The organism is Sorangium sp. So ce375 (genome assembly GCF_051473855.1).
GTDB lineage: Bacteria > Myxococcota_A > Polyangia > Polyangiales > Polyangiaceae > Sorangium.
In genome coordinates this window covers 395,815-412,706 of record NZ_CP150335.1, presented here as the reverse complement: position 1 = coordinate 412,706, position 16,892 = coordinate 395,815, and the positions used below count along the sequence as shown (strand labels likewise).

Sequence of the window (16,892 nt, the reverse complement as noted above, 5' to 3'; positions counted from 1 at the left end):
CGGCCGCGTTTCGGGCAAGAGAACGGATCTGGGGCAGCCTCTCGCGAGATCGGCCGGTCGTTTCGCGCACTTGGCGCTTCGGACAGAGCGACGCGACCAGAACGCGTGGATCGCTGGCGTGCCTGGGCAGATTGCCGAGCAAATTCGACGGCTTATCGATTCGACCAACCCGACGGGGCTGCCGGCGGACGGGTGTCGATTTCGTGAGAGAAGATCGTGGGCATCCGTAAGCGGTGCCGGGGCCGGCGCGTCGGTGCAGGGCCGGGCGGGAGAGCTCCGCGCTGTCCGCGCTCGAGGCGCAGTTCGTCGCGCAGCGCGGCGCGCGCTACCGCGATCGCACCGACGCTTCGGCGACGATCGGCCCCTCAACGGGGCGAGGACTCGGCGATCCATGCAGCCGTCGCGCGCACGCAGCGAGAGTTCGTAGTCGTCACGACGCGGCCGCGCCGGGTTAAAGCAGACTCATGTTCCGCCCTTCGTTGGCGTCGCGCCATCAACCGATATACCGGTACAGACACGAACAAACTGCTGCCCAAACCCTGTCAATTCAAGCAGACCTCGATCGCACTTGATTTGGTGATCATCAGCCTCAGTGAATCCGTAACCACGCAGCCGCTCTGCAATTTCATTTGCATTATCACTAAGCAGCTTCTCGTACCGAGCCGGCGCGGCAATGACCATGTCGTCACGACGATCGACAATACCAAGACGCTGAAGGTTATCCAGCAAGGCCAGAGGCACATGGTCGCAGCCGTCATTCCCAAAATCGAACAACTCAAAGAGCGGAACTGAGCCCCCACTTTCCTTGAAGTGAAGCTTCCACGTCAACAACGGAAACAATATTCGACCAAAGGCAACCTTATTGACCAGGTGCCTCCCGATCACACCAACATACCTTGCCTCGTGAGGTGTCATCTGCTTGATCACCTCAACAAATGCAGGATGGGCCAACGATGCGACATCGACATGCATTGAGCCAGCCAGGAGCTCAAGATACATGTTCCTTAGCTCGTTCATTTGCTCGTCTCCATGAACGAGCGCCAACTGCAAGAGTGCTGGAGCGGCAATATTGGCTGGAGGCGCGGCAATTTTTTCCGGTGGCGTATTCGCAAACTTATGATTCAGCCATCTGTCGGCATTGTCCCATGCTATGTTCCACGCAAGCATGGCGGTCTTGACAGGGCGAAGCGCCGAGTTGACTATTCCAGTCACGGTTTCAAGGGATTGACCGACCTGCTTAACAGCGGGCTGCAACAGGTCTGGGTACGTCTTGTGAGCGGCGGTCGCCAGTGCCGTTGATTCAGCCACAGCTTTAACCACCTCGATTGCTTGGTTCACACCCTCGCTCATGTGTCCTCCGTCAGGCTGATGGTCGTTGACCGAGCGTAGGATCTGACCCGACCTGCTAGGCCGCGTCCAGAGCAGTCGCATTTCTCGTGCCGGGGAAAGTTCTGGTGCTGTTGGTAGCGGTCTGGATTCTCCGGCGACTGCCGCAGGGTGCCACCGTCCCCCGCTGACCCGACGCTCCAACCGTGCCGCGGTGGGCCACAACCCGAGCCGCGCCGCGTCGCGCACTTCGGAGCATGGCTCCTTCTGAATCGACACGCACCAGGCAGGTTGGGTTGCGTAGCGGCGCTAGCGTTCTGAACGATGCCCAAGGTGACGATCGGAGTCCGTGTGGAGCCCGAGCTCGCCGACAGAATCGACCGGATCGCGGCGGAGATGGCGTCCCGCGCCGCTGGCGTGGACGTCAAGCGTGGCGAAGCCGCCCGCGTCGCAACCGAGCGCGGCGTGGAAGTCCTCGAGCGGGAGCTCGGCCTCGAGGGGCCGCCGTCGGCACGGAAGGAAGGAGCTAAGCCGGCCCGCAAGCCGGTGAAGAAGTAGCCCCCGAAGTAGAGTGGGCCGCCCGGGAGCTTGGACCCTCCCGAACGGCCCTTGGCCGAACCCCTGCGAAACCAGGAGACGACCCATGGCCCGTGTACCTCATCGCGCCTCGAGTGCCAAGAAGACGAAGATCGCCCCGACCCGCCGGCAGGCCACGAAGCGCCCCGCTGGCAAGCCGCGCCCGGCCTCGCCAGGCAAGGCGCCCCGTCCGAAGAGCCCGCAGGCGCGCGCCACCTCCGCCGATCGGCCGAACGTGCGGAGCACGATCAACAAGGTGCTGCGCGGGGCGCTGGATCTCGCCGAGAAGCTCGGCGCTCGCGAGGGCGCGAGCGGGCCGGCGACTCTGGCGCAGCTCGTCATCCGAACGCTGATCCTCATGTTGGAACGCGCGGACGAGCCGCGCCTGCTGGCGTACCAGCGCGCGGCGCTCGCGTTCTCGGAAGCCGTGCGCGCGGCGAGCAGCGAGGCATCGGGGCAGGTGGACGGCGCCGCCCGTGGCGATGGCAGCGCACCCCCTTCGCCGCCCGGCGGGCAGGACGGACGCGGGGCTGCTCGGCGCCCGGATGATGCGGCGGAGGAGCACCTGCGCGCGATCGGCTTCAAGTGCAAGCCTACCCAGGACGTGTGGGACGCGGAGCTCGCTGACCTGATCCCGCATCTGTTCGTCGGCGAGTGGGATCCCGTGCACGGCATCCTCCAGAGCATCGAGCGGGACGCGATGCTCATCCTGTCGGCGACGCGAGATCCGGAAGGCGACATGTCCGCCGAGATCGACATGGGGTTGTACGCGTTGAGCAAGCGCGCCGGAGTCGCCCGAGCGCTGTACGCACGCATCCTGGTGGCGCTCGAGCGACGGCTGCTCGCCGGTGGTTCGGGCAACGATGGAGGCCGCTCGTGAGCCGCGCGTGTGCCGCCCCGCTGCGCCAGCGCACGACGTCGAGCCTCACCTCGAGCAAACCGCCCTCGGAGCCGCGCACGGCGCGGGCGCTGCGCCTCGACGCGATCACATACTTCGGCGTGCGGGCGCCTAAGCTCGCTGCAGGCTGGAGGAGCTGACGATGGCGACGAAGAGGAAGGACCAGCCGGTGAAGCTCCCTCGCGGCAACGTGGAGGAGCGCGGCGGGTCGTGGTCGCTGCGCATCCGGCTCGGCGGCGAGCGCAAGCGCATCCCGCTCGGCTCGGGGATGAGCGAGGCGAAGGCGCGCGAGAAGGCGGACGCGTGGCTCGAGCGCATGGCGCGCGAGGGCTACGGCGTCGAGGCGCCGCCTGCGCCGCGCGAGGGCGTGACCGTGCGTGAGCACTACGAGGCGTGGATCTCGGGGGCGCTCTTGCGCGAGCACGGTCCTGTCAACGGGCTGCGCGAGAAGGCTTCCGCGGACGTCTATGGCTGGCGCGCTGCCAAGTACATCTACCCCGCGATCGGTGACAAGCTCGTGCACGAGGTGACCGAGCAGGACATCGATCGCGTGATGGCGCGCGTGCCGCGCGAGCGTCGCGAGAAGACGCACCTGCAGCTCTACTCGCTCCTGCGGCGCGGGTTCGACCTCGCCGTGATGCCCGCGCGGCTCCGGAAGGACAACCCCGTCACGCGCTACCATCGCCCTCCGAAGGGGACGGCGAAGCTCTTCGCCTACCTCCTCCCGTCGGAGGTGCTCGCGCTCCTCGCGTGCGTGGAGATCCCGATCGGACGTCGAGTGCTGTACGCGCTCGCCGTATACACGGGCCTGCGGAAGTCGAGCCTGATGGCGCTGAAGTGGAAGGACGTCGACATCACCCACGCCATGCTCGCCGCCCTCATCACCAAGAACGGCGTGCCGCAGCTCTTCGAGATCCCCGCTGGTCTGGTCAACGTGCTGCGTGCCTGGCGCGCGCGGTGCGGCGACCCGGCCGATGACGAGCGCGTCGTGCAGGACGTCGAGTGCGTGGAGACGCGTGAGGCCGAGCAACTGCGCGAGGATCTGCACGCCGCCGGGGTGACGCGCGCGGTGCTCTTCTCGAAGGAGAAGAACGTCGCCCAGGTGCGCTTCCACGATCTGCGCGCCACGTTCATCACGTGGGCGAAGCGCGCGGGGAAGACCGAGGGGTGGATCTCGGACCGCACGGGCCACCTTGATCGCGCGCAGCTGGACCGTTATACGCGCGCCGCCCGCACGCTGGCGGACCTCCGGATCGAGCCCTTCCCCGACATCACCGGCGCGATCCCCGAGCTCGCGCCGGTGCCGGCGGATGAGCCCGGCGGGCCCTTGACGAAGGCGGGTGGGACGCCCGAAGGTGGACCCACGGGACGGACCCACGGGCACTTAGCTGCCGCGATCGGTGGGCTCCGATCCCCTAAAAGACCCGGGAAATGCAGCACTTCGCACCCCCACACTCCGCCTACGGGACCCAGTGAGCGATCGTTCGAACCTCGCCGCCTCCATCGACGGCGCCCCCCTCGCCGACGAGGAGGCGCGCGATCTCTGGACGCGGTTCAGCCGGTACATGGATGAGCACCGCGGCGACATGGCGGGCTTCGCGCGGGAGAACGGCTACGTGAGCGTGACGCCGACCTTCGATCGCGGGCGAGCGCTGCTCGTCGTCCGGACAACGGAGGCGCCGCCAGAGAAGCCCGCCCAGCGTTCCAGCGATCAGAAGCCCGCCCAGCGTTCCGCCGGCCAGAAGCCGGCGCCGCGCGGCGGAGCCAGCGGCGGCAAGCCAGCGCGCGGCAGACGGCGGCGCTGAGCGCTCGACGGACGGGCCCTCTGGCGCGCTACCGCGATCCGGCGGAGAGGCGCTCCGATCGACCGGGCCTCACCGCGACTTCCCGGCCACTCCAGGGAAGTCCTTGCGCTTGATCTTGGCGCGCCGGCCGTCGGGGTGGTGAAACACGATCCCCTCGGCGAGGTGGCCCGGGGCGTAGCGGCTCTCCAGGTGCGCAAACAGGCCGCGGAGACCGTCATACGTCCTCGGGACATCGTCGTAGACGGGAATCTCGAGGTTGAACGGCACGCACAGGTGTCTGGTGAGCCCGAGCGGGTTGCCCTGAATGCTCGGTCCGAGCGCCTCGGCCGAGTGCTCGCCGTCCGGCCAGCCCTGGAACTCCGTCCCGCGCACCGCCTCGAAGAGCCACTTGTCTTCCGGCCCGTGCTCGTCCGCGTCGACGTACCAGCCGTCGATGATCCCCTGTTGCTTCTGAAGCTTGCTCGGGTTCCTGCGCTTCTCGACACGAACCACGTGGCCCGAGCGAACGGTCAACCGCACGTTCGTTCCGTCGAGCTTCTCGGTGGGGCGCCCCTCGCCCGCAAAGACCCACTCACACCCCTGGCGCGGCTTCGGGAGCACCTTGAAATCCTCGCCGCGATCAAAAATCGTCGGAATCTTCTCCATGACCTGAATGCCCTTTCGCACGTGGCCGAGCAGCTCTTCAGGGGTGATGACGCCTCCGGCGAGGCCGCTCGCCAGGGCGCGCACCAGCTCCGCGACGGAGGTGCTCGCCTCGAGCGCGACGCGCTTCAGCGCCTTCCGCTCCTCCGGCGAGATCCACGCGACAAGGCGTGACCAGCCTTCGGGCGGAACCCATGTCGAGAGCTGCTCTGGATCCTTCCTTGGTCTGCCGCGCGGGCGGCCGGACGCTGCTGTCACGAGCTCCAGGGTAGCCCTATTTTCTGTTGTGTCAATTGGCAAAACAATAATTAGGACGGGGGTGGGAGCAGGTAGGCAGCCGGCCCCTGACCTCGTGGTGCACCAGGAGCCAGGGCGCGCTCCGCGGAGGCGCGCGTGGACGCGCTCCTCGGGAAAGCGGGTTAGTGCGCGGAGACGCCCTGGCCCTGCAATGGATCTGCTGATCCGCGGCCGGGGTTCAGTCGATGATCGTCCAGGTGGCCTTGGCGGTGCAGCCGTAGGCGTCGAGCGCGCCGGGGTACGAGAGGGGGACGAGCTTCGTCTGGCCCTTGGCGAGCGGCCCGGTGATCGAGCGGGTGTAGGGCCCGGGATCGCCGTAGTAGTGCGTGACGGTGAAGGTGATCTTCGCCGAGTCCGGAACGGCAAAGAGCGAGGTGTTCTTTATCGCGGCGTTCGGGTTGAAGATGCTGGGATAGGTGATCGAGCAGGAGAGGTTCACGGTCTTCGTGACCGTGCCGCCGCCCTCATCCCCCCCGGGGCCGATGATCGCCTCGGCGTCCTCGCCCACGATCTCGGCCACGTCGCCCGCGCCGTCGTCGGCGCTGTCGCCGTCGAGCGGCTCAGCGATGCAGCCGACGAGCGAGAAAGACGAGAGGAGCGAGCAGAGGAGCAGGGTCTTGGTGTTCATGGTGGTGAGTCCTTTGATCGGGTGTTCACGCTCACGAGCTCGCGCCTCGGCTGCCTCTGGCGAGCTCGCGCTCGCCTCGGCATCCCTCGTCGCTGTCTCGCGGCGTCGCATCCGGATAGAGCAACCGGCGGACCAGGTTGTCGGGGCGCTCGGAGCAGCCGCCCGATGCGCCCAGGATCCGCGGAGACCACGGCATCTTTCGGGGTTTTCGCGCTCCGCCGCGCAGCGCCCGCGCGGCGCGGTGGAGGCCAGAGCCCCCACGCCGAAGGCGTGAGCCTCCACCAGGTGCCCTCTCAGGTGTTCTCTGGTCCGGAAGATCGCGGGCAGGCTCAGGCTCTATCCGCTACGCCGCGGGGGCCGGTGCCCCCCTGAACCCCCGCGACAGAACGCTCAGCGCCGGCGCCGTCGTGATGCCAGCGCGCCGAGCACGCCGAGGAGCGCGACCCCACCGAGATCGGCCGATCGGCCGGTCGTCGAGCAGGAGCACCCGGAATCGCTGCCAGACTCCCCATCGCCGCCCTTCGGCGTCTCCTCCGAATCGGCGCCGCCCGCGCCGCCCACGCCGCCGCCCGAGGCGACCGACGAGCCCACCGTCGCGCCCACGGTCGATCCGCCGCCGGCCGATGAGGTGGTCGATGTGCTGCTCCCGCCCGCGCCGCCGGCGCCGCTGCCGTCGGCGCCGCCGGCGCCGCTGTCGCCGCCCTCCAAGCCGGCGCACTCTGTGGCGCACTCCGTCGAGCATTCCTCGCAGATGCACCCGAGGACGCGGAGGTAGAGCTCAGCCCCCTCGGTATGCTGATTCAGGCATTGCTCGATGCAGGCGTCGTCCCGGCAAACGTCAATACAGCCGATGAACGTCCTGCACGCGATCGACGCACCGCACGCGTTATATGGCGCCTGGCAGGCGTTCGCGAGCGAACCGTTGGAGCAGCTATCGCAGCTGCCGCCACCGCTCGCGGCGCTCGTGGTGCTCGCGGCGCTCGCGGCCGTGGTCCCGCCGATGGGATACAGCTCGCACACGCCCTGGATGTCGTCGTCCTCGATGGTGCGCATCGACGAGCCCACGACATAGTACGGGGTCATCGTCGCGCTCCGCTCGCTGGAGTGGCCGAGGCCCAGGAAATGCCCCTCTTCGTGCGTGGCGATGGACTGTGTGTCGACACAGCCGTCGTTGCCGGTGTCGTTCCAGCAGAACCCGACGTCGTTGAAGACCATGTCGGCGTCCACGATGGATCCGTCACGGCTCCAGACCGGCATCGTGACGCCGATGACCGAATTCACGTCGCCGAGCGAGTTCGGCCAGGATTGGCTGATCCAGTGAAATACGTTCTTACCGTCGTTGTAGTTGTAACGATCGGTGGTGTCGCCGAGGAAGTTGACTTGCCACTCCGTACACCCCGCGTTCGACCACGTCTCGAACCCGGTCTCGACGCGGGCGACGGCGAAGCCGGCGATCGAGCGCGGGATCGTCGAGTTGTTGAGGTAGTACGTGACGGGCAGCTTGTTCCAGCGGGGGACCGTGGGATCGAGCGGCGTCCACGCGGCGGCCTCGCGGGCCACGGCGAGGAACGAGGCGGCGCCGAGCAGGGCGGCGAGGGCGACGCGGCGCCTCACCTCACTTCCCTCCCGCGATGCGCACGACGTCCGTCATGAGGCTCTCGATGGGCTCGACATCCTCGGCGGGCGCCTGGACGGGCACGAGCGCGGCGCCGGTCCGCCGGACGAGGTGCAGCCCCTCGAGGCTGCGCCGCGCCATGCCCTTCGTGTCCACGTGATAGGCCGACAGCGAGAGCGCCGTGAGGTGCCACCGCCCCTTGTCGCCCGAGCGCAGGAAGACAACGGCGTCCTCGCCCGGCGAGAGCTTGGCGTCGCCGAGCACCCGCTGCGTCTTGCCGTTGTAGGTCCCGCCGATTTGCTCCAGCAGAATCACCTTCGAGCCCCCCTTGTTCACCTCGCCTCCCTTGAGCGGCTGGGTCACCGTGAGCTCGGTGCGGGTCACGATCGAGTTTCCGTCGTCGGACTCCGTCGTGTACGACCGGCCGACGATCACGCGCGCGATCGTCGCCGACTGGCGCACGAGCTCCTCGCGCGAGAGCAGGACGGCCGTCGTCGCGTCCGCGGGCGCGACGACGCCGAGCAGAGCGAGTGCAGCGGACAGGGCGAGCACTGCTTTCGAGCTTCTCTTCATATAGATGACTCCTTAAGACCCTCTTTTCTATCCCGAAGCGCGCGCGGCGGCCATACAGGAAGCAGCACTGCCACGTGCTCGCGCTGCCGTGATGGGGCGAATCTGTCGTGACGACGGATCATCACACCGTCATCACACCATCATCACACCACAGCGCGACGCCGCGCCGAGATGTATGGAGGTGCTCAGGCCACGCGCACCGCGGTACGCCTGGATTTGTGCCGTACACGTAGACGGCGCGCTCCAGAGGATGTCGAGAATGAGACCCCTCTATCGGGTCATCCCTGCTCCCGGCGACGACCGGTGGGCGTCTGGATGGCTGTCCGTCGATCGGGTCGACTCGCCATCAACGTCGTAAAGGCATGTCTCCTCTCGCCGCGAGCGGGGCTCGGGTCCTCAGGTCCGCCGCTCCGATCGGGCGCGACGACCCTTCCAGCCCGCGCGGGCGCTGCGATCATCGCCCCTGGCCACGGCGGACGCCGATCCGGCCGGTACCGGCCTCCGCTGGTCGCGGGTGCAGGGACAGGCGCCGCGCCGCCCGCGGACGCGCAGGAGCGCAGAGGCTCGGCTCGACGCCCCTCGCGCCCGAGCGCGGCTCAGGGCCTCTATCGTTCGAGCCGCTTGATGCTGCTCGGGGTCCTGGATTCGCGCTTCGCGCCGGCTTCCTCGCGCGGCGCGATACGACCGGCGAGGACCGCCTCCGCGAGCTCGCGGCACTCGGCGCTCGTCGCGCGATCGGCCCGCGCGAGCGCCTGCTCCGCGGCGGCGCGCGCCTCGGCCGCGCGGCCCGCGAGCGCGTGCGTCCGGGCGATCTCGGCGAGGGTCGCCGAGAGCTCCGCGGCGTTGCCCGACACCTCGAGGAGCCGCTTCGCGCCAAGGTAGAGCGACAGCGCCCCGCCGAGATCCCCCCGGATGCGCGCCAGATCGCCCCGCGCCCGCAGCACGCAGGCTTGACCCGCGCCGTCCTCGAGCACCTCGAACAGGGCGAGCGCTTGCTCGTAGTCCGAGAGCGCCTCCTCCAGGTCCGAGGCGTCGGCCGCCGCGACGCTCACGAGCTCGGCCACCAGCTCGAACTGCTTGCGGCGGAGATCGCCCCGCGCCTTCAGCGTCGCGGCCTGCCCGCGGCGCTCGAAGCCCGTGCGGAACAGCGCGAGCGCCCGGTCGTAGTCGCGCACCGCGTCCACGAGGTCCTCCTGCACGGCGCGCAGATCGCCCCGCGCCTTCAGCACCGCGGCCTGGCCCAGGACGTCGCGCGTCGCCGTGAACAGCTCGAGCCCCTGATCGTAGTCCCGCTCGGCGCCCGCCAGGTCCCCCTGCCGCACCCGGAGATCGCCGCGCACCTTGAGCGCGCCGGCCTGCCCGAGGTGGTCCTCGGTCGCCTGGTAGAGCGTGAGCGCCCAGTCGTAGTCACGCGCGGCGCCCGTCACGTTGTCCTGACCGAGCCGCATGTCGCCCCGCGCCTTCAGCACGCTGGCTTGCCCGCCCCGATCCCCCGCGTCCTGGAACAGCGCGAGCGCCGTGCTGTAGTCGCGCGCCGCTCCCGCGAGGTTGCGGAGGCGGACGCGCAGGTCGCCGCGCGCCTTGAGCGCCCGCCCGTGCGCGGCGCCGTGAGGGCGAGCGCGAGGCGGCTCCGAGGGGCCCGAGACGTCGACGTCGGCTGGCGCCCCGCGCGACTCGGCGCGGGGCTTGAGCGGCTCGCGATCGCCGAGCTGGAGGAACAGCTGGATCGCCAGATCGTAGTCGCAGACAGCGCCGCCGAGATCACCCTCCTCGGCGCGCGCGAAGCCCCGCGCCCTCAGCGCGTCCCCCTCCCCCGCGCGATCCCCCGCGGCCTGGAACAGCGCGAGCGCTTCGTCGTAGTCGCGCACCGCCTGCACGGGGACGCCCTCCCGCAGGCGCAGCGCGCCGCGATCCATGAGCACCTGGGCCTGCCCGAGCGCGTCGCTCATCGACTGGAACAGCGCGAGCGCCTCCTCGTAGTCGCGCCCAGCGCCGGCGTAGTCGTTCCGCCGGAGCAGCAGGTTGCCGCGCTCTCGAAGCGCGTTGCCGCGCGCCTCCGGCGCGGTGCCGTTGAGGCTCGGCGGAGGCGCCCCGCTCGAGCGGGGCCCCCGCACCACCGCCTCACCGAGCACCTCGGCGAGCGATCCGCTCTTCGGCGTGCAGCGCTCGATCGCGCTGTCGAAGGAGCGTTGCGTGGGAGGATCGCCATCCCCCTTCAGCTCGGACTGGACTTCCGGGAGGCGACGCATGTCTGGCGGAACATCATACCGCGCCAGCGGCCCCCTCGTGGAGACATTGCGCGATCAGCGCGAGCGGCTGGTTGTTGCGTCCGGCGCGTCCGGCGCGTCCGGCGCGTCCCGTGCGGCGGTTGCGTAGGTTGCGTCCGGTGCGGCGGCCGCATCCGTTGCGGCGGTTGCGGCGGTTGCGTCCGGTGCCTCGTTCGCATCCGCCGCCTGGGTTGCCTCGGCTGCCGAGGTTGCCGCCATGCGGTGCGGCAGGCGGCCGGTCAGAGGCCCTTGCGCGAGACCAGCACCGCGTCCCGCTCGACCTCGTACATCGCGTGCGTCACGAGCGCCGCGGCCGTGCGCTCGCGCACATGCACGACCCGCAGCTCGGCGTAGGTCTCATCCGGCAGCAGCTCCTCGTCGACGCCGAACTTCAGCTCGTCGACCTGCGCCGGCCGCTCGTCCTGCACCCGCGGCCGGACCGTCGCCAGCTTGCCCGCGCCGCCGAGCTGCTGCACCCAGCGGTCACCCCGCCGCACCGCGAAGAAGCGCTGGCCCTGCTTCACGCCGTCCTTCTCGCCCTTGTCGATGAACACGACCTGGTGCTGCCCGACGAGCTGGTAGGGATAGATGGCCGCGATGATCTTCGCCTCGAGATCCGCCTCGGCGGCCGCCGGCGGCACCACGTCGAAGCGCCGCACCACCGAGCCGACCCTGTCCGTTCGCTCGACCACGTCGAGCGACTCGATGAGCCGCGCGCGCACCATGTGCGTCTTCGGGTTGTAACGATCCACGCGCGCCGTGCCGCGCACCGTCACGAGCTCGCCCTTCACATCCCCGCTCCTCACCTTCTTGATCTCGCGGAAGATCGTCAGCTCCTGGCCGATCGACACATCGTGATCGTCGGCGAGGCGGAGGTAGACGTCGTCGCCCTCGCTGAGGAGCATCTGGTCGTCGGGGCTCGCGACGAGCTCCCCCCACGTGTCCTTCTTCACGTCGTCGACCCAGCCGAGGTCGCGCAGGAAGACCGTCTTCGCCGGCACCCGTCCCCCCCGCCCCAACTGGTTGACGCCGACCCCGATGCTGCCGCGGGTCGGGCCCTCGCTCTGGTCACGGAGCCGGATCCGGTCGCCCGGGTAGATCCAGTGCGGGTTCTGGAGCTGCGGGTTCAGCGCCCAGACCTGCGGCCACGCGTAGGGGTTCGTGTAGTACCTGCCCGAGATGTCCCAGAGCGTGTCGCCGCGCCGCACCGAGTGCGACTCGGGCACGAACTGCCCCTCGACGACGTAGCTCCCGCCCGCGCTGCCCCTCACCGAGGCGGGACCCTCGCTGCGGCGGCCCAGATCGAAGCCGTCCGACGCGCGGGACGTGTCCGTGGTGCCCCGCGAGCTCGAGGGCAGGTGGGCGTTCGGATCGAACCCCGGCTGCGGATAACCCGGCACCACGACCTGCGTCTCGACGGTCGGCTCGGCCTTCGGGAGCTGGACCACGGTGACGCCCGGCCCCTGGCCGGCGCCCTCCTCGCCGCCCTGATCCTGGGCGCGCGCCAGCGGCGGCGCCGCGACGAGCGCCAGGGAGACCGGAACCAGCGTTGCCTTCGCGGGGAACTTCATCGCTTGCGCCTCGACAGGGGTGAGGGTGGCGGGCTCGGCGGCGGCGATCCGCCCGGGGGCTCGTCGATCACGACGCCGTTCGCGGTCGAGCGGAGCACCGGCGGCCGCGCGCCGTCGTCCTCCGGCGCGAGCCGCACCACCTCGAGGTCAGGCCTGTCCGGCTCCTCCGGGGGCACGGCGCGCGCGCCGGCCTCGTCCGGGCGCGCCGCGCCGCGGACGCTGACCCGCGAGCGCTCCAGCGAGCCCACCCGATCCGCGAGCACCGCGTTCTCCGCGCGCACCCGGACGAGCTCCGCGCGCAGCTCGGACAGCTGCAGCGCGACCGCGTCCTGCCCTCCGCCGCAACCGACGTTGAGCGCGGCGAGCGCGAGCCCGATAGCGCCGATGCCCAGGCCAATCCTCATGGGACGCCCAGCCTACCCGCCGCCGCGCCGGCAGGCCAAACGCCCGGCGATCTCCGCACGCCTCGACGCGCTTCCGCGACGGGGCGACGCGCAACGCGCCGCGCCCGCCGCGCCGGGGCGACGCCACGCGCCAGGTGGGCCGCGCGACGTCGCGCGTTACGGAGCGCGCGCAGTTCTGCTAGGGTCCCGCCCCGGGATCCGGGTGCGAGGGGTGAACGTGCGGAAACTGTTCCTGATTTTCCTTGTCGCGGCGGCGTGCGCCGGCGCCGCGTGCGGCGACGACGGCTCCGGCCCCGCGGCGACCGAGTGCTTCGACTACAGCAAGTTCGACGGCACGACCCCCGAGGTGAGCTTCACGACCGAGGTCCTCCCCATCTTCCAGCGGTCCTGCTCGTTCAGCTCGACCTGCCACGGCGCCGAGGCTGGCTCGGCGGGCTTCGCGTACCTCGGCCCGGGGCTGAGCGAGCAGGCCACGCCGGCGCAGATCGACGCGATCGTGGCCCAGAACGTCGGCGTCGCGTCGCGCGCGACGTCGGGGATGCCGAGGATCACGCCCGGCGACCCGGCGAACAGCTTCCTCATGCACAAGCTCGACGACACCCTGCGCTGTGGGGACCTCGAGTGCGCCGCCGACGGCTGCGGGGCCTCGATGCCCTATGGCGGCGACCCCCTGCCCTCGGCGGAGCGCGACGCCATCCGCAGGTGGATCCAGCAAGGGGCCAGGGTCAATTGATCGGACGGCTCTCCGGCCATGTCGTGGAAGAAGGCGACGAGGGCGCGGTCGTGCTCGACGTCAGCGGGGTCGGCTACGAGGTGAGCGTCCCGCTCGGCGCCGTGGGGCGCGCGCGCGGCATCGCCGCGAAGACAAGCTCGGACGCGATCACGCTGTTCGTCCACACCCACGTGCGCGAGGACGCGCTTCTCCTGTACGGCTTCGCGACGCGCGAGGACCGGGCGGCCTTCCGCGTGCTCATCGGCATCTCCAGCATCGGCCCGAAGATCGCGATGGCCATCCTCAGCGCGCTCGGCTCGGGGGAGCTCGCCGCGGTGATCGCCCGCCGGGAGACCGCGCGCCTCACCGCCATCCCCGGCGTCGGCAAGAAGACGGCCGAGCGGCTCGTCCTCGAGCTGAAGGACAAGCTCGTCCATCTCCCCTCGGCCCCGCTCTCCCCCGCGGCCCCGCCGCCCGCGGCCCCCAGCGCCCAGCAGGACCTCCTGCACAGCGCGCTCACCCGCATGGGCTACCGCCCGGCCGAGGCCGAGCGCGCCGTCACCACCCTCGGCGCGCGCGTCGACAGCGCCCCGCTCGGCGACCTCGTGCGCGAGGCGCTCGCGCTCCTGTCCAAGTGAGCCGCCTGCGCCCGACGAGCCGCCGCCCTGCCCGACGGGCCGCGACCGCCCTGCCCGGCGAGCCGCGGCCGCCCTGCCCGACGAGCCGCGGCCGCCTGCGCCCGGCGGGCCGCCGCCCTGCCCGGCGAGCCGCGGTCCCACGCGCGGCATCACCCCGGCGGACGGGCGGGCGGCGGTGCGCTGCCCCCCGCGCGAGGGGCGAAGGAGCGACAGACAGTCGACAGAGGGCGGCCGCGGCGAATATGCTCCCGCCGCCGTTCGCCCTGGGACCCTGTCCGGTCGCTCGTTGTGAGGAGGCCTGGTGATCACCTGCCCGAAGTGCTCCAAGGAAAATCAGGACCATTACAAGTTCTGCCTCGGCTGCGGCGCCGAGCTGCCTCGCGACGTTGCGCCGAAGAAGTTCGCGGCAGGCACCCCGCCGCACGGCGTGCCGGCGGCTTCGCGGGCGAAGGATTACGGCGATGAGCCGACCGCCATCGGCACGGGCGCCCAGAAGGGCCCCGCGGTCGCGCCCCCGCCGCCCGCGCTCGTCGATCCCGCGGCGTTCATCGCCCCGGCCCGCGGGGAGGACACCGGCACGAGCAAGAAGGCCGGAGCGGCCGCGCCCGCGACGCCGTCAGCGGCGGCCGGCGCGGGCACCGTCGTCTGCCCGCAGTGCCAGGAGCCCAACCCGCCGACGAACAAGTTCTGCGCGCTGTGCGGCTTCAAGCTCGTCAAGCCGGCGGGCCAGGCGGCGCAGCCGTCCGCGCCGGTCGTCTCCACGTCGGGCGCCGCGAACGTCGTGCTGACGGCGCTCCGGGCCGACGGCACCGAGGCCGGCTCGTACACCTTGCCCACGAACCCCACGGTGATCGGGCGCGACTCGGGCACGATCTTCGGCGGCGACAGCTACCTCTCCCCGCGCCACGCGGTCTTCTCGATCAAGGGCGGTCGGCTCTTCGTCAAGGACGAGGGCTCGCTGAACGGCGTCTACCGCAGGCTGCGCAGGGACACGCCGGTGCAGCTCGACAACGGCGACGTCTTCCGCATCGGTCAGGAGATCGTCCGGGTCGAGCCGCTCTCTCCGGCGCCCACGACCCCCGACGGCGTCGAGCGGCTCGGCAGCCCCTCGAAGGGGTACGTCGCGCGGCTGGCCCTCATCATCGGGAGGGACGCGACCGGCAACGCGTTCCCGGTCCCCGACACCGGGCTGCACCTCGGGCGCGAGCGCGGCGACATCCTCTTCCCCGAGGACGGCTACGTCTCCGGGCTCCACTGCCAGATCTCGGTCCAGGGCGGCCGGCTGTCCCTCACGGACCTGGGCAGCTCGAACGGCACCTTCCTCCGCGTCCTCGGCGAGACCGAGATCACGAGCGGCGACATCCTGCTCATGGGTCAGCAGCTGTTCCGCATCAACGTCTGAGGGCGCTCCACCTGCGCCCCGAGGGCGCGACCGTCCCCCTCGCACAACCCGACGCCCCGTCGTACGCTCAGCCCCCCTGAGGCACTCGCCATGGAAATGGTCCGCACCATCCGCGTGGTCGCCGCCGTGATTGAACAGGACGGTCGGTACCTCATCACCCAGCGCCGCCCGACCGCCGTGCTGCCAATGCTCTGGGAGTTCCCCGGGGGACGCGTGGAGGAGACCGAGACCGACGCGGCCGCGCTGAAGCGCGAGGTCCGCCACCGGCTCGGCGTCGAGATCGAGGTGGGCCAGCTGATCTCGTTCGTGAGCCACCCGTACGAGCGCTACGTCGTCGACCTGTACCTCTACGAGTGCCACATCAAGAGCGGCGAGCTCGCCTCGCTGGCCGTGAACGCGTTCCGGTGGGTCACGAGCGCCGAGTTCGATCGCTACCCGTTCACGCCGGCGGACGAGGCCAGCATGAACAAGCTCCTCGGCATGAGCTGATACGCCCGCGCCGGGGTCCTCGGGCCCCGGGGCGCCTGCCTCACAGGCGCGGAGAGCGCCGCAGCAACGCGAGGAACATCGGCCCGCCGAGCACCGCGGTCACCGCGCCCACGGGCGGCTCCGTGCCGAGCCACCGGAACAGGAGCCGCGCGAGGAGGTCGCACGTGGCGAGCAGGACCGCGCCGGCCACGAGCGACAGCGGCAGGAGCCGCCGGTGATCCGCGCCGCAGAGCCGGCGGACCGCGTGCGGGACGATGAGCCCGACGAAGCCGATCAGGCCGGTGCGGCTGACGATCGCGCCGACCACGCACGAGGACGCGAGGAAGACTCGGCGCTCGACGGCGCGGACGTCGACGCCGAGGGTCCCGGCCGACTCGTCGCCGAGCGAGAGGAGGTTCAGGCGCGCGGCGTCGGCGAGGAGCACGGCGCAGCCCGCGGTGACGTACGCGGTGACGCCGAGGAGGGCCGGGGTCGTGGGCAGCTCGACGAAGCCGATGAGCCACCGGAGCAGCTGCTGGGCGCGCGAGGGAGGGACGACCGTCTTGAGGAAGGAGATGAGGCCGGCCGAGATGGAGTTCACGATGACGCCGGCGAGGAGCATCGAGGCGCCGGAGGTGCCCTCGGCCGCGCCGCGCGCGATGGCGTAGACGAGCAGCGTCGCGACGAGGCCGCCGGCGAGCGCCGCCGCGGGCAGGAGCGTGGCGCCGAGGACGCTCGCCGAGCCGACGCCCAGCGCGATCGCGACCGCGGCGCCGAGCGCGGAGCCGCCGGAGACGCCGAGCACATACGGCTCGGCGAGCGGGTTCCTGAGCAGCGCCTGGAACGCGGCGCCCACGGCCGCGAGGCCGGCGCCGGAGACGGCCGCGAGGATCACGCGCGGCAGGCGCACGTCGACGAGCAGGGTCCGGTCGAGGCCGGGCCCGGCGACGGCGCGCTCGATCGAGACGGGCTCGGCGCCGAAGAGGACGGCGAGGAGGAGCGCGACGATGAGCGCCGCGGGCGCCGCGGCGAGGGCGAGCGCGCGGCGAGGGGCGCGGCCAACCACGGGC

The 16,892-nt window shown here is 70.9% G+C and carries 17 protein-coding genes; 8 read left to right on the top strand and 9 right to left on the bottom strand.

Annotation, left to right across the window (positions count from 1 at the left end; genetic code table 11):
• Window positions 1–462: 462 nt before the first annotated feature.
• Window positions 463–1,350: a DUF4393 domain-containing protein gene (locus tag WME90_RS01555; protein WP_437279267.1), complete on the bottom strand. Its 888-nt coding sequence runs from the start codon at window positions 1,348–1,350 to the stop codon at window positions 463–465.
• Between the two features lie 309 nt (window positions 1,351–1,659).
• Here WME90_RS01555 and WME90_RS01550 point away from each other — a divergent pair, with 309 nt between their 5' ends.
• The 4 genes from WME90_RS01550 to WME90_RS01535 all read left to right on the top strand — a co-directional run bounded on the left by WME90_RS01550 (window position 1,660) and on the right by WME90_RS01535 (window position 4,605).
• Window positions 1,660–1,884 carry a hypothetical protein gene (locus WME90_RS01550; protein ID WP_437279266.1) on the top strand — a complete coding sequence of 75 codons (225 nt, stop codon included), beginning with the start codon at window positions 1,660–1,662 and terminating at the stop codon, window positions 1,882–1,884.
• A 274-nt stretch (window positions 1,885–2,158) separates the two neighbouring features.
• Window positions 2,159–2,782, top strand: coding sequence for a hypothetical protein (locus WME90_RS01545; RefSeq protein WP_437279265.1), 624 nt, complete (start codon window positions 2,159–2,161; stop codon window positions 2,780–2,782).
• Between the two features lie 160 nt (window positions 2,783–2,942).
• Window positions 2,943–4,373 carry a tyrosine-type recombinase/integrase gene (locus WME90_RS01540; protein WP_437279264.1) on the top strand — a complete coding sequence of 477 codons (1,431 nt, stop codon included), beginning with the start codon at window positions 2,943–2,945 and terminating at the stop codon, window positions 4,371–4,373.
• Window positions 4,366–4,605 (top strand): hypothetical protein, encoded by a 240-nt coding sequence (locus WME90_RS01535; protein ID WP_437279263.1) that lies wholly within the window; start codon window positions 4,366–4,368, stop codon window positions 4,603–4,605. The genes WME90_RS01540 and WME90_RS01535 overlap by 8 nt, the downstream gene beginning before the upstream one ends.
• Window positions 4,606–4,674: 69 nt before the next feature.
• Here WME90_RS01535 and WME90_RS01530 read toward each other — a convergent pair whose 3' ends face one another.
• From WME90_RS01530 to WME90_RS01500, 7 genes are all read right to left on the bottom strand, one after another.
• Entirely contained in the window at window positions 4,675–5,505 is an 831-nt protein-coding gene (locus WME90_RS01530; protein ID WP_437279262.1) for a hypothetical protein, read from the bottom strand.
• Between the two features lie 217 nt (window positions 5,506–5,722).
• Window positions 5,723–6,172, bottom strand: coding sequence for a hypothetical protein (locus tag WME90_RS01525; RefSeq protein WP_437279261.1), 450 nt, complete (start codon window positions 6,170–6,172; stop codon window positions 5,723–5,725).
• A gap of 390 nt (window positions 6,173–6,562) precedes the next feature.
• Window positions 6,563–7,786, bottom strand: a complete 1,224-nt coding sequence (locus WME90_RS01520) for a matrixin family metalloprotease (protein WP_437279260.1) — start codon at window positions 7,784–7,786, stop codon at window positions 6,563–6,565.
• Window position 7,787: 1 nt separating this feature from the next.
• Entirely contained in the window at window positions 7,788–8,360 is a 573-nt protein-coding gene (locus WME90_RS01515; protein ID WP_437279259.1) for a hypothetical protein, read from the bottom strand.
• A gap of 605 nt (window positions 8,361–8,965) precedes the next feature.
• Window positions 8,966–10,609 (bottom strand): tetratricopeptide repeat protein, encoded by a 1,644-nt coding sequence (locus tag WME90_RS01510; protein ID WP_437279258.1) that lies wholly within the window; start codon window positions 10,607–10,609, stop codon window positions 8,966–8,968.
• Between the two features lie 257 nt (window positions 10,610–10,866).
• Window positions 10,867–12,198, bottom strand: coding sequence for a LysM peptidoglycan-binding domain-containing protein (locus WME90_RS01505; RefSeq protein ID WP_437279257.1), 1,332 nt, complete (start codon window positions 12,196–12,198; stop codon window positions 10,867–10,869).
• A complete protein-coding gene (locus tag WME90_RS01500; RefSeq protein ID WP_437279256.1) occupies window positions 12,195–12,602 on the bottom strand; it encodes a hypothetical protein in 408 nt (135 codons plus the stop codon). Before WME90_RS01500 ends, WME90_RS01505 begins: the two co-directional genes overlap by 4 nt.
• 211 nt (window positions 12,603–12,813) lie before the next feature.
• Between WME90_RS01500 and WME90_RS01495 the strand changes: the two genes are divergently transcribed.
• The 4 genes from WME90_RS01495 to WME90_RS01480 all read left to right on the top strand — a co-directional run bounded on the left by WME90_RS01495 (window position 12,814) and on the right by WME90_RS01480 (window position 15,843).
• The gene (locus WME90_RS01495; protein ID WP_437279255.1) at window positions 12,814–13,335 is read left to right on the top strand and encodes a hypothetical protein; all 522 of its coding nucleotides are present in this window, start codon (window positions 12,814–12,816) and stop codon (window positions 13,333–13,335) included.
• Window positions 13,332–13,952 (top strand): Holliday junction branch migration protein RuvA, encoded by a 621-nt coding sequence (gene ruvA, locus WME90_RS01490; protein WP_437279254.1) that lies wholly within the window; start codon window positions 13,332–13,334, stop codon window positions 13,950–13,952. Before WME90_RS01495 ends, ruvA begins: the two co-directional genes overlap by 4 nt.
• 301 nt (window positions 13,953–14,253) lie before the next feature.
• Window positions 14,254–15,354, top strand: a complete 1,101-nt coding sequence (locus tag WME90_RS01485; protein ID WP_437279253.1) for an FHA domain-containing protein — start codon at window positions 14,254–14,256, stop codon at window positions 15,352–15,354.
• 90 nt (window positions 15,355–15,444) lie between these two features.
• Window positions 15,445–15,843 (top strand): (deoxy)nucleoside triphosphate pyrophosphohydrolase, encoded by a 399-nt coding sequence (locus WME90_RS01480; RefSeq protein WP_437279252.1) that lies wholly within the window; start codon window positions 15,445–15,447, stop codon window positions 15,841–15,843.
• Between the two features lie 40 nt (window positions 15,844–15,883).
• Here the strand turns inward: WME90_RS01480 and WME90_RS01475 are convergent, their stop codons facing one another.
• Entirely contained in the window at window positions 15,884–16,888 is a 1,005-nt protein-coding gene (locus WME90_RS01475; RefSeq protein ID WP_437279251.1) for a FecCD family ABC transporter permease, read from the bottom strand.
• Between the last annotated feature and the right edge of the window lie 4 nt (window positions 16,889–16,892).

What these genes read in the sequence shown, in the direction of transcription:
- WME90_RS01555 (WP_437279267.1), bottom strand. Translation starts at nt 1,350, where the DNA reads ATGAGCGAGGGTGTGAACCAAGCAATCGAGGTGGTTAAAGCTGTGGCT.
- WME90_RS01540 (WP_437279264.1), top strand. Translation starts at nt 2,943, where the DNA reads ATGGCGACGAAGAGGAAGGACCAGCCGGTGAAGCTCCCTCGCGGCAAC.
- WME90_RS01535 (WP_437279263.1), top strand. Translation starts at nt 4,366, where the DNA reads ATGGATGAGCACCGCGGCGACATGGCGGGCTTCGCGCGGGAGAACGGC.
- WME90_RS01525 (WP_437279261.1), bottom strand. Translation starts at nt 6,172, where the DNA reads ATGAACACCAAGACCCTGCTCCTCTGCTCGCTCCTCTCGTCTTTCTCG.
- WME90_RS01515 (WP_437279259.1), bottom strand. Translation starts at nt 8,360, where the DNA reads ATGAAGAGAAGCTCGAAAGCAGTGCTCGCCCTGTCCGCTGCACTCGCT.
- WME90_RS01510 (WP_437279258.1), bottom strand. Translation starts at nt 10,609, where the DNA reads ATGCGTCGCCTCCCGGAAGTCCAGTCCGAGCTGAAGGGGGATGGCGAT.
- WME90_RS01505 (WP_437279257.1), bottom strand. Translation starts at nt 12,198, where the DNA reads ATGAAGTTCCCCGCGAAGGCAACGCTGGTTCCGGTCTCCCTGGCGCTC.
- WME90_RS01500 (WP_437279256.1), bottom strand. Translation starts at nt 12,602, where the DNA reads ATGAGGATTGGCCTGGGCATCGGCGCTATCGGGCTCGCGCTCGCCGCG.
- WME90_RS01480 (WP_437279252.1), top strand. Translation starts at nt 15,445, where the DNA reads ATGGAAATGGTCCGCACCATCCGCGTGGTCGCCGCCGTGATTGAACAG.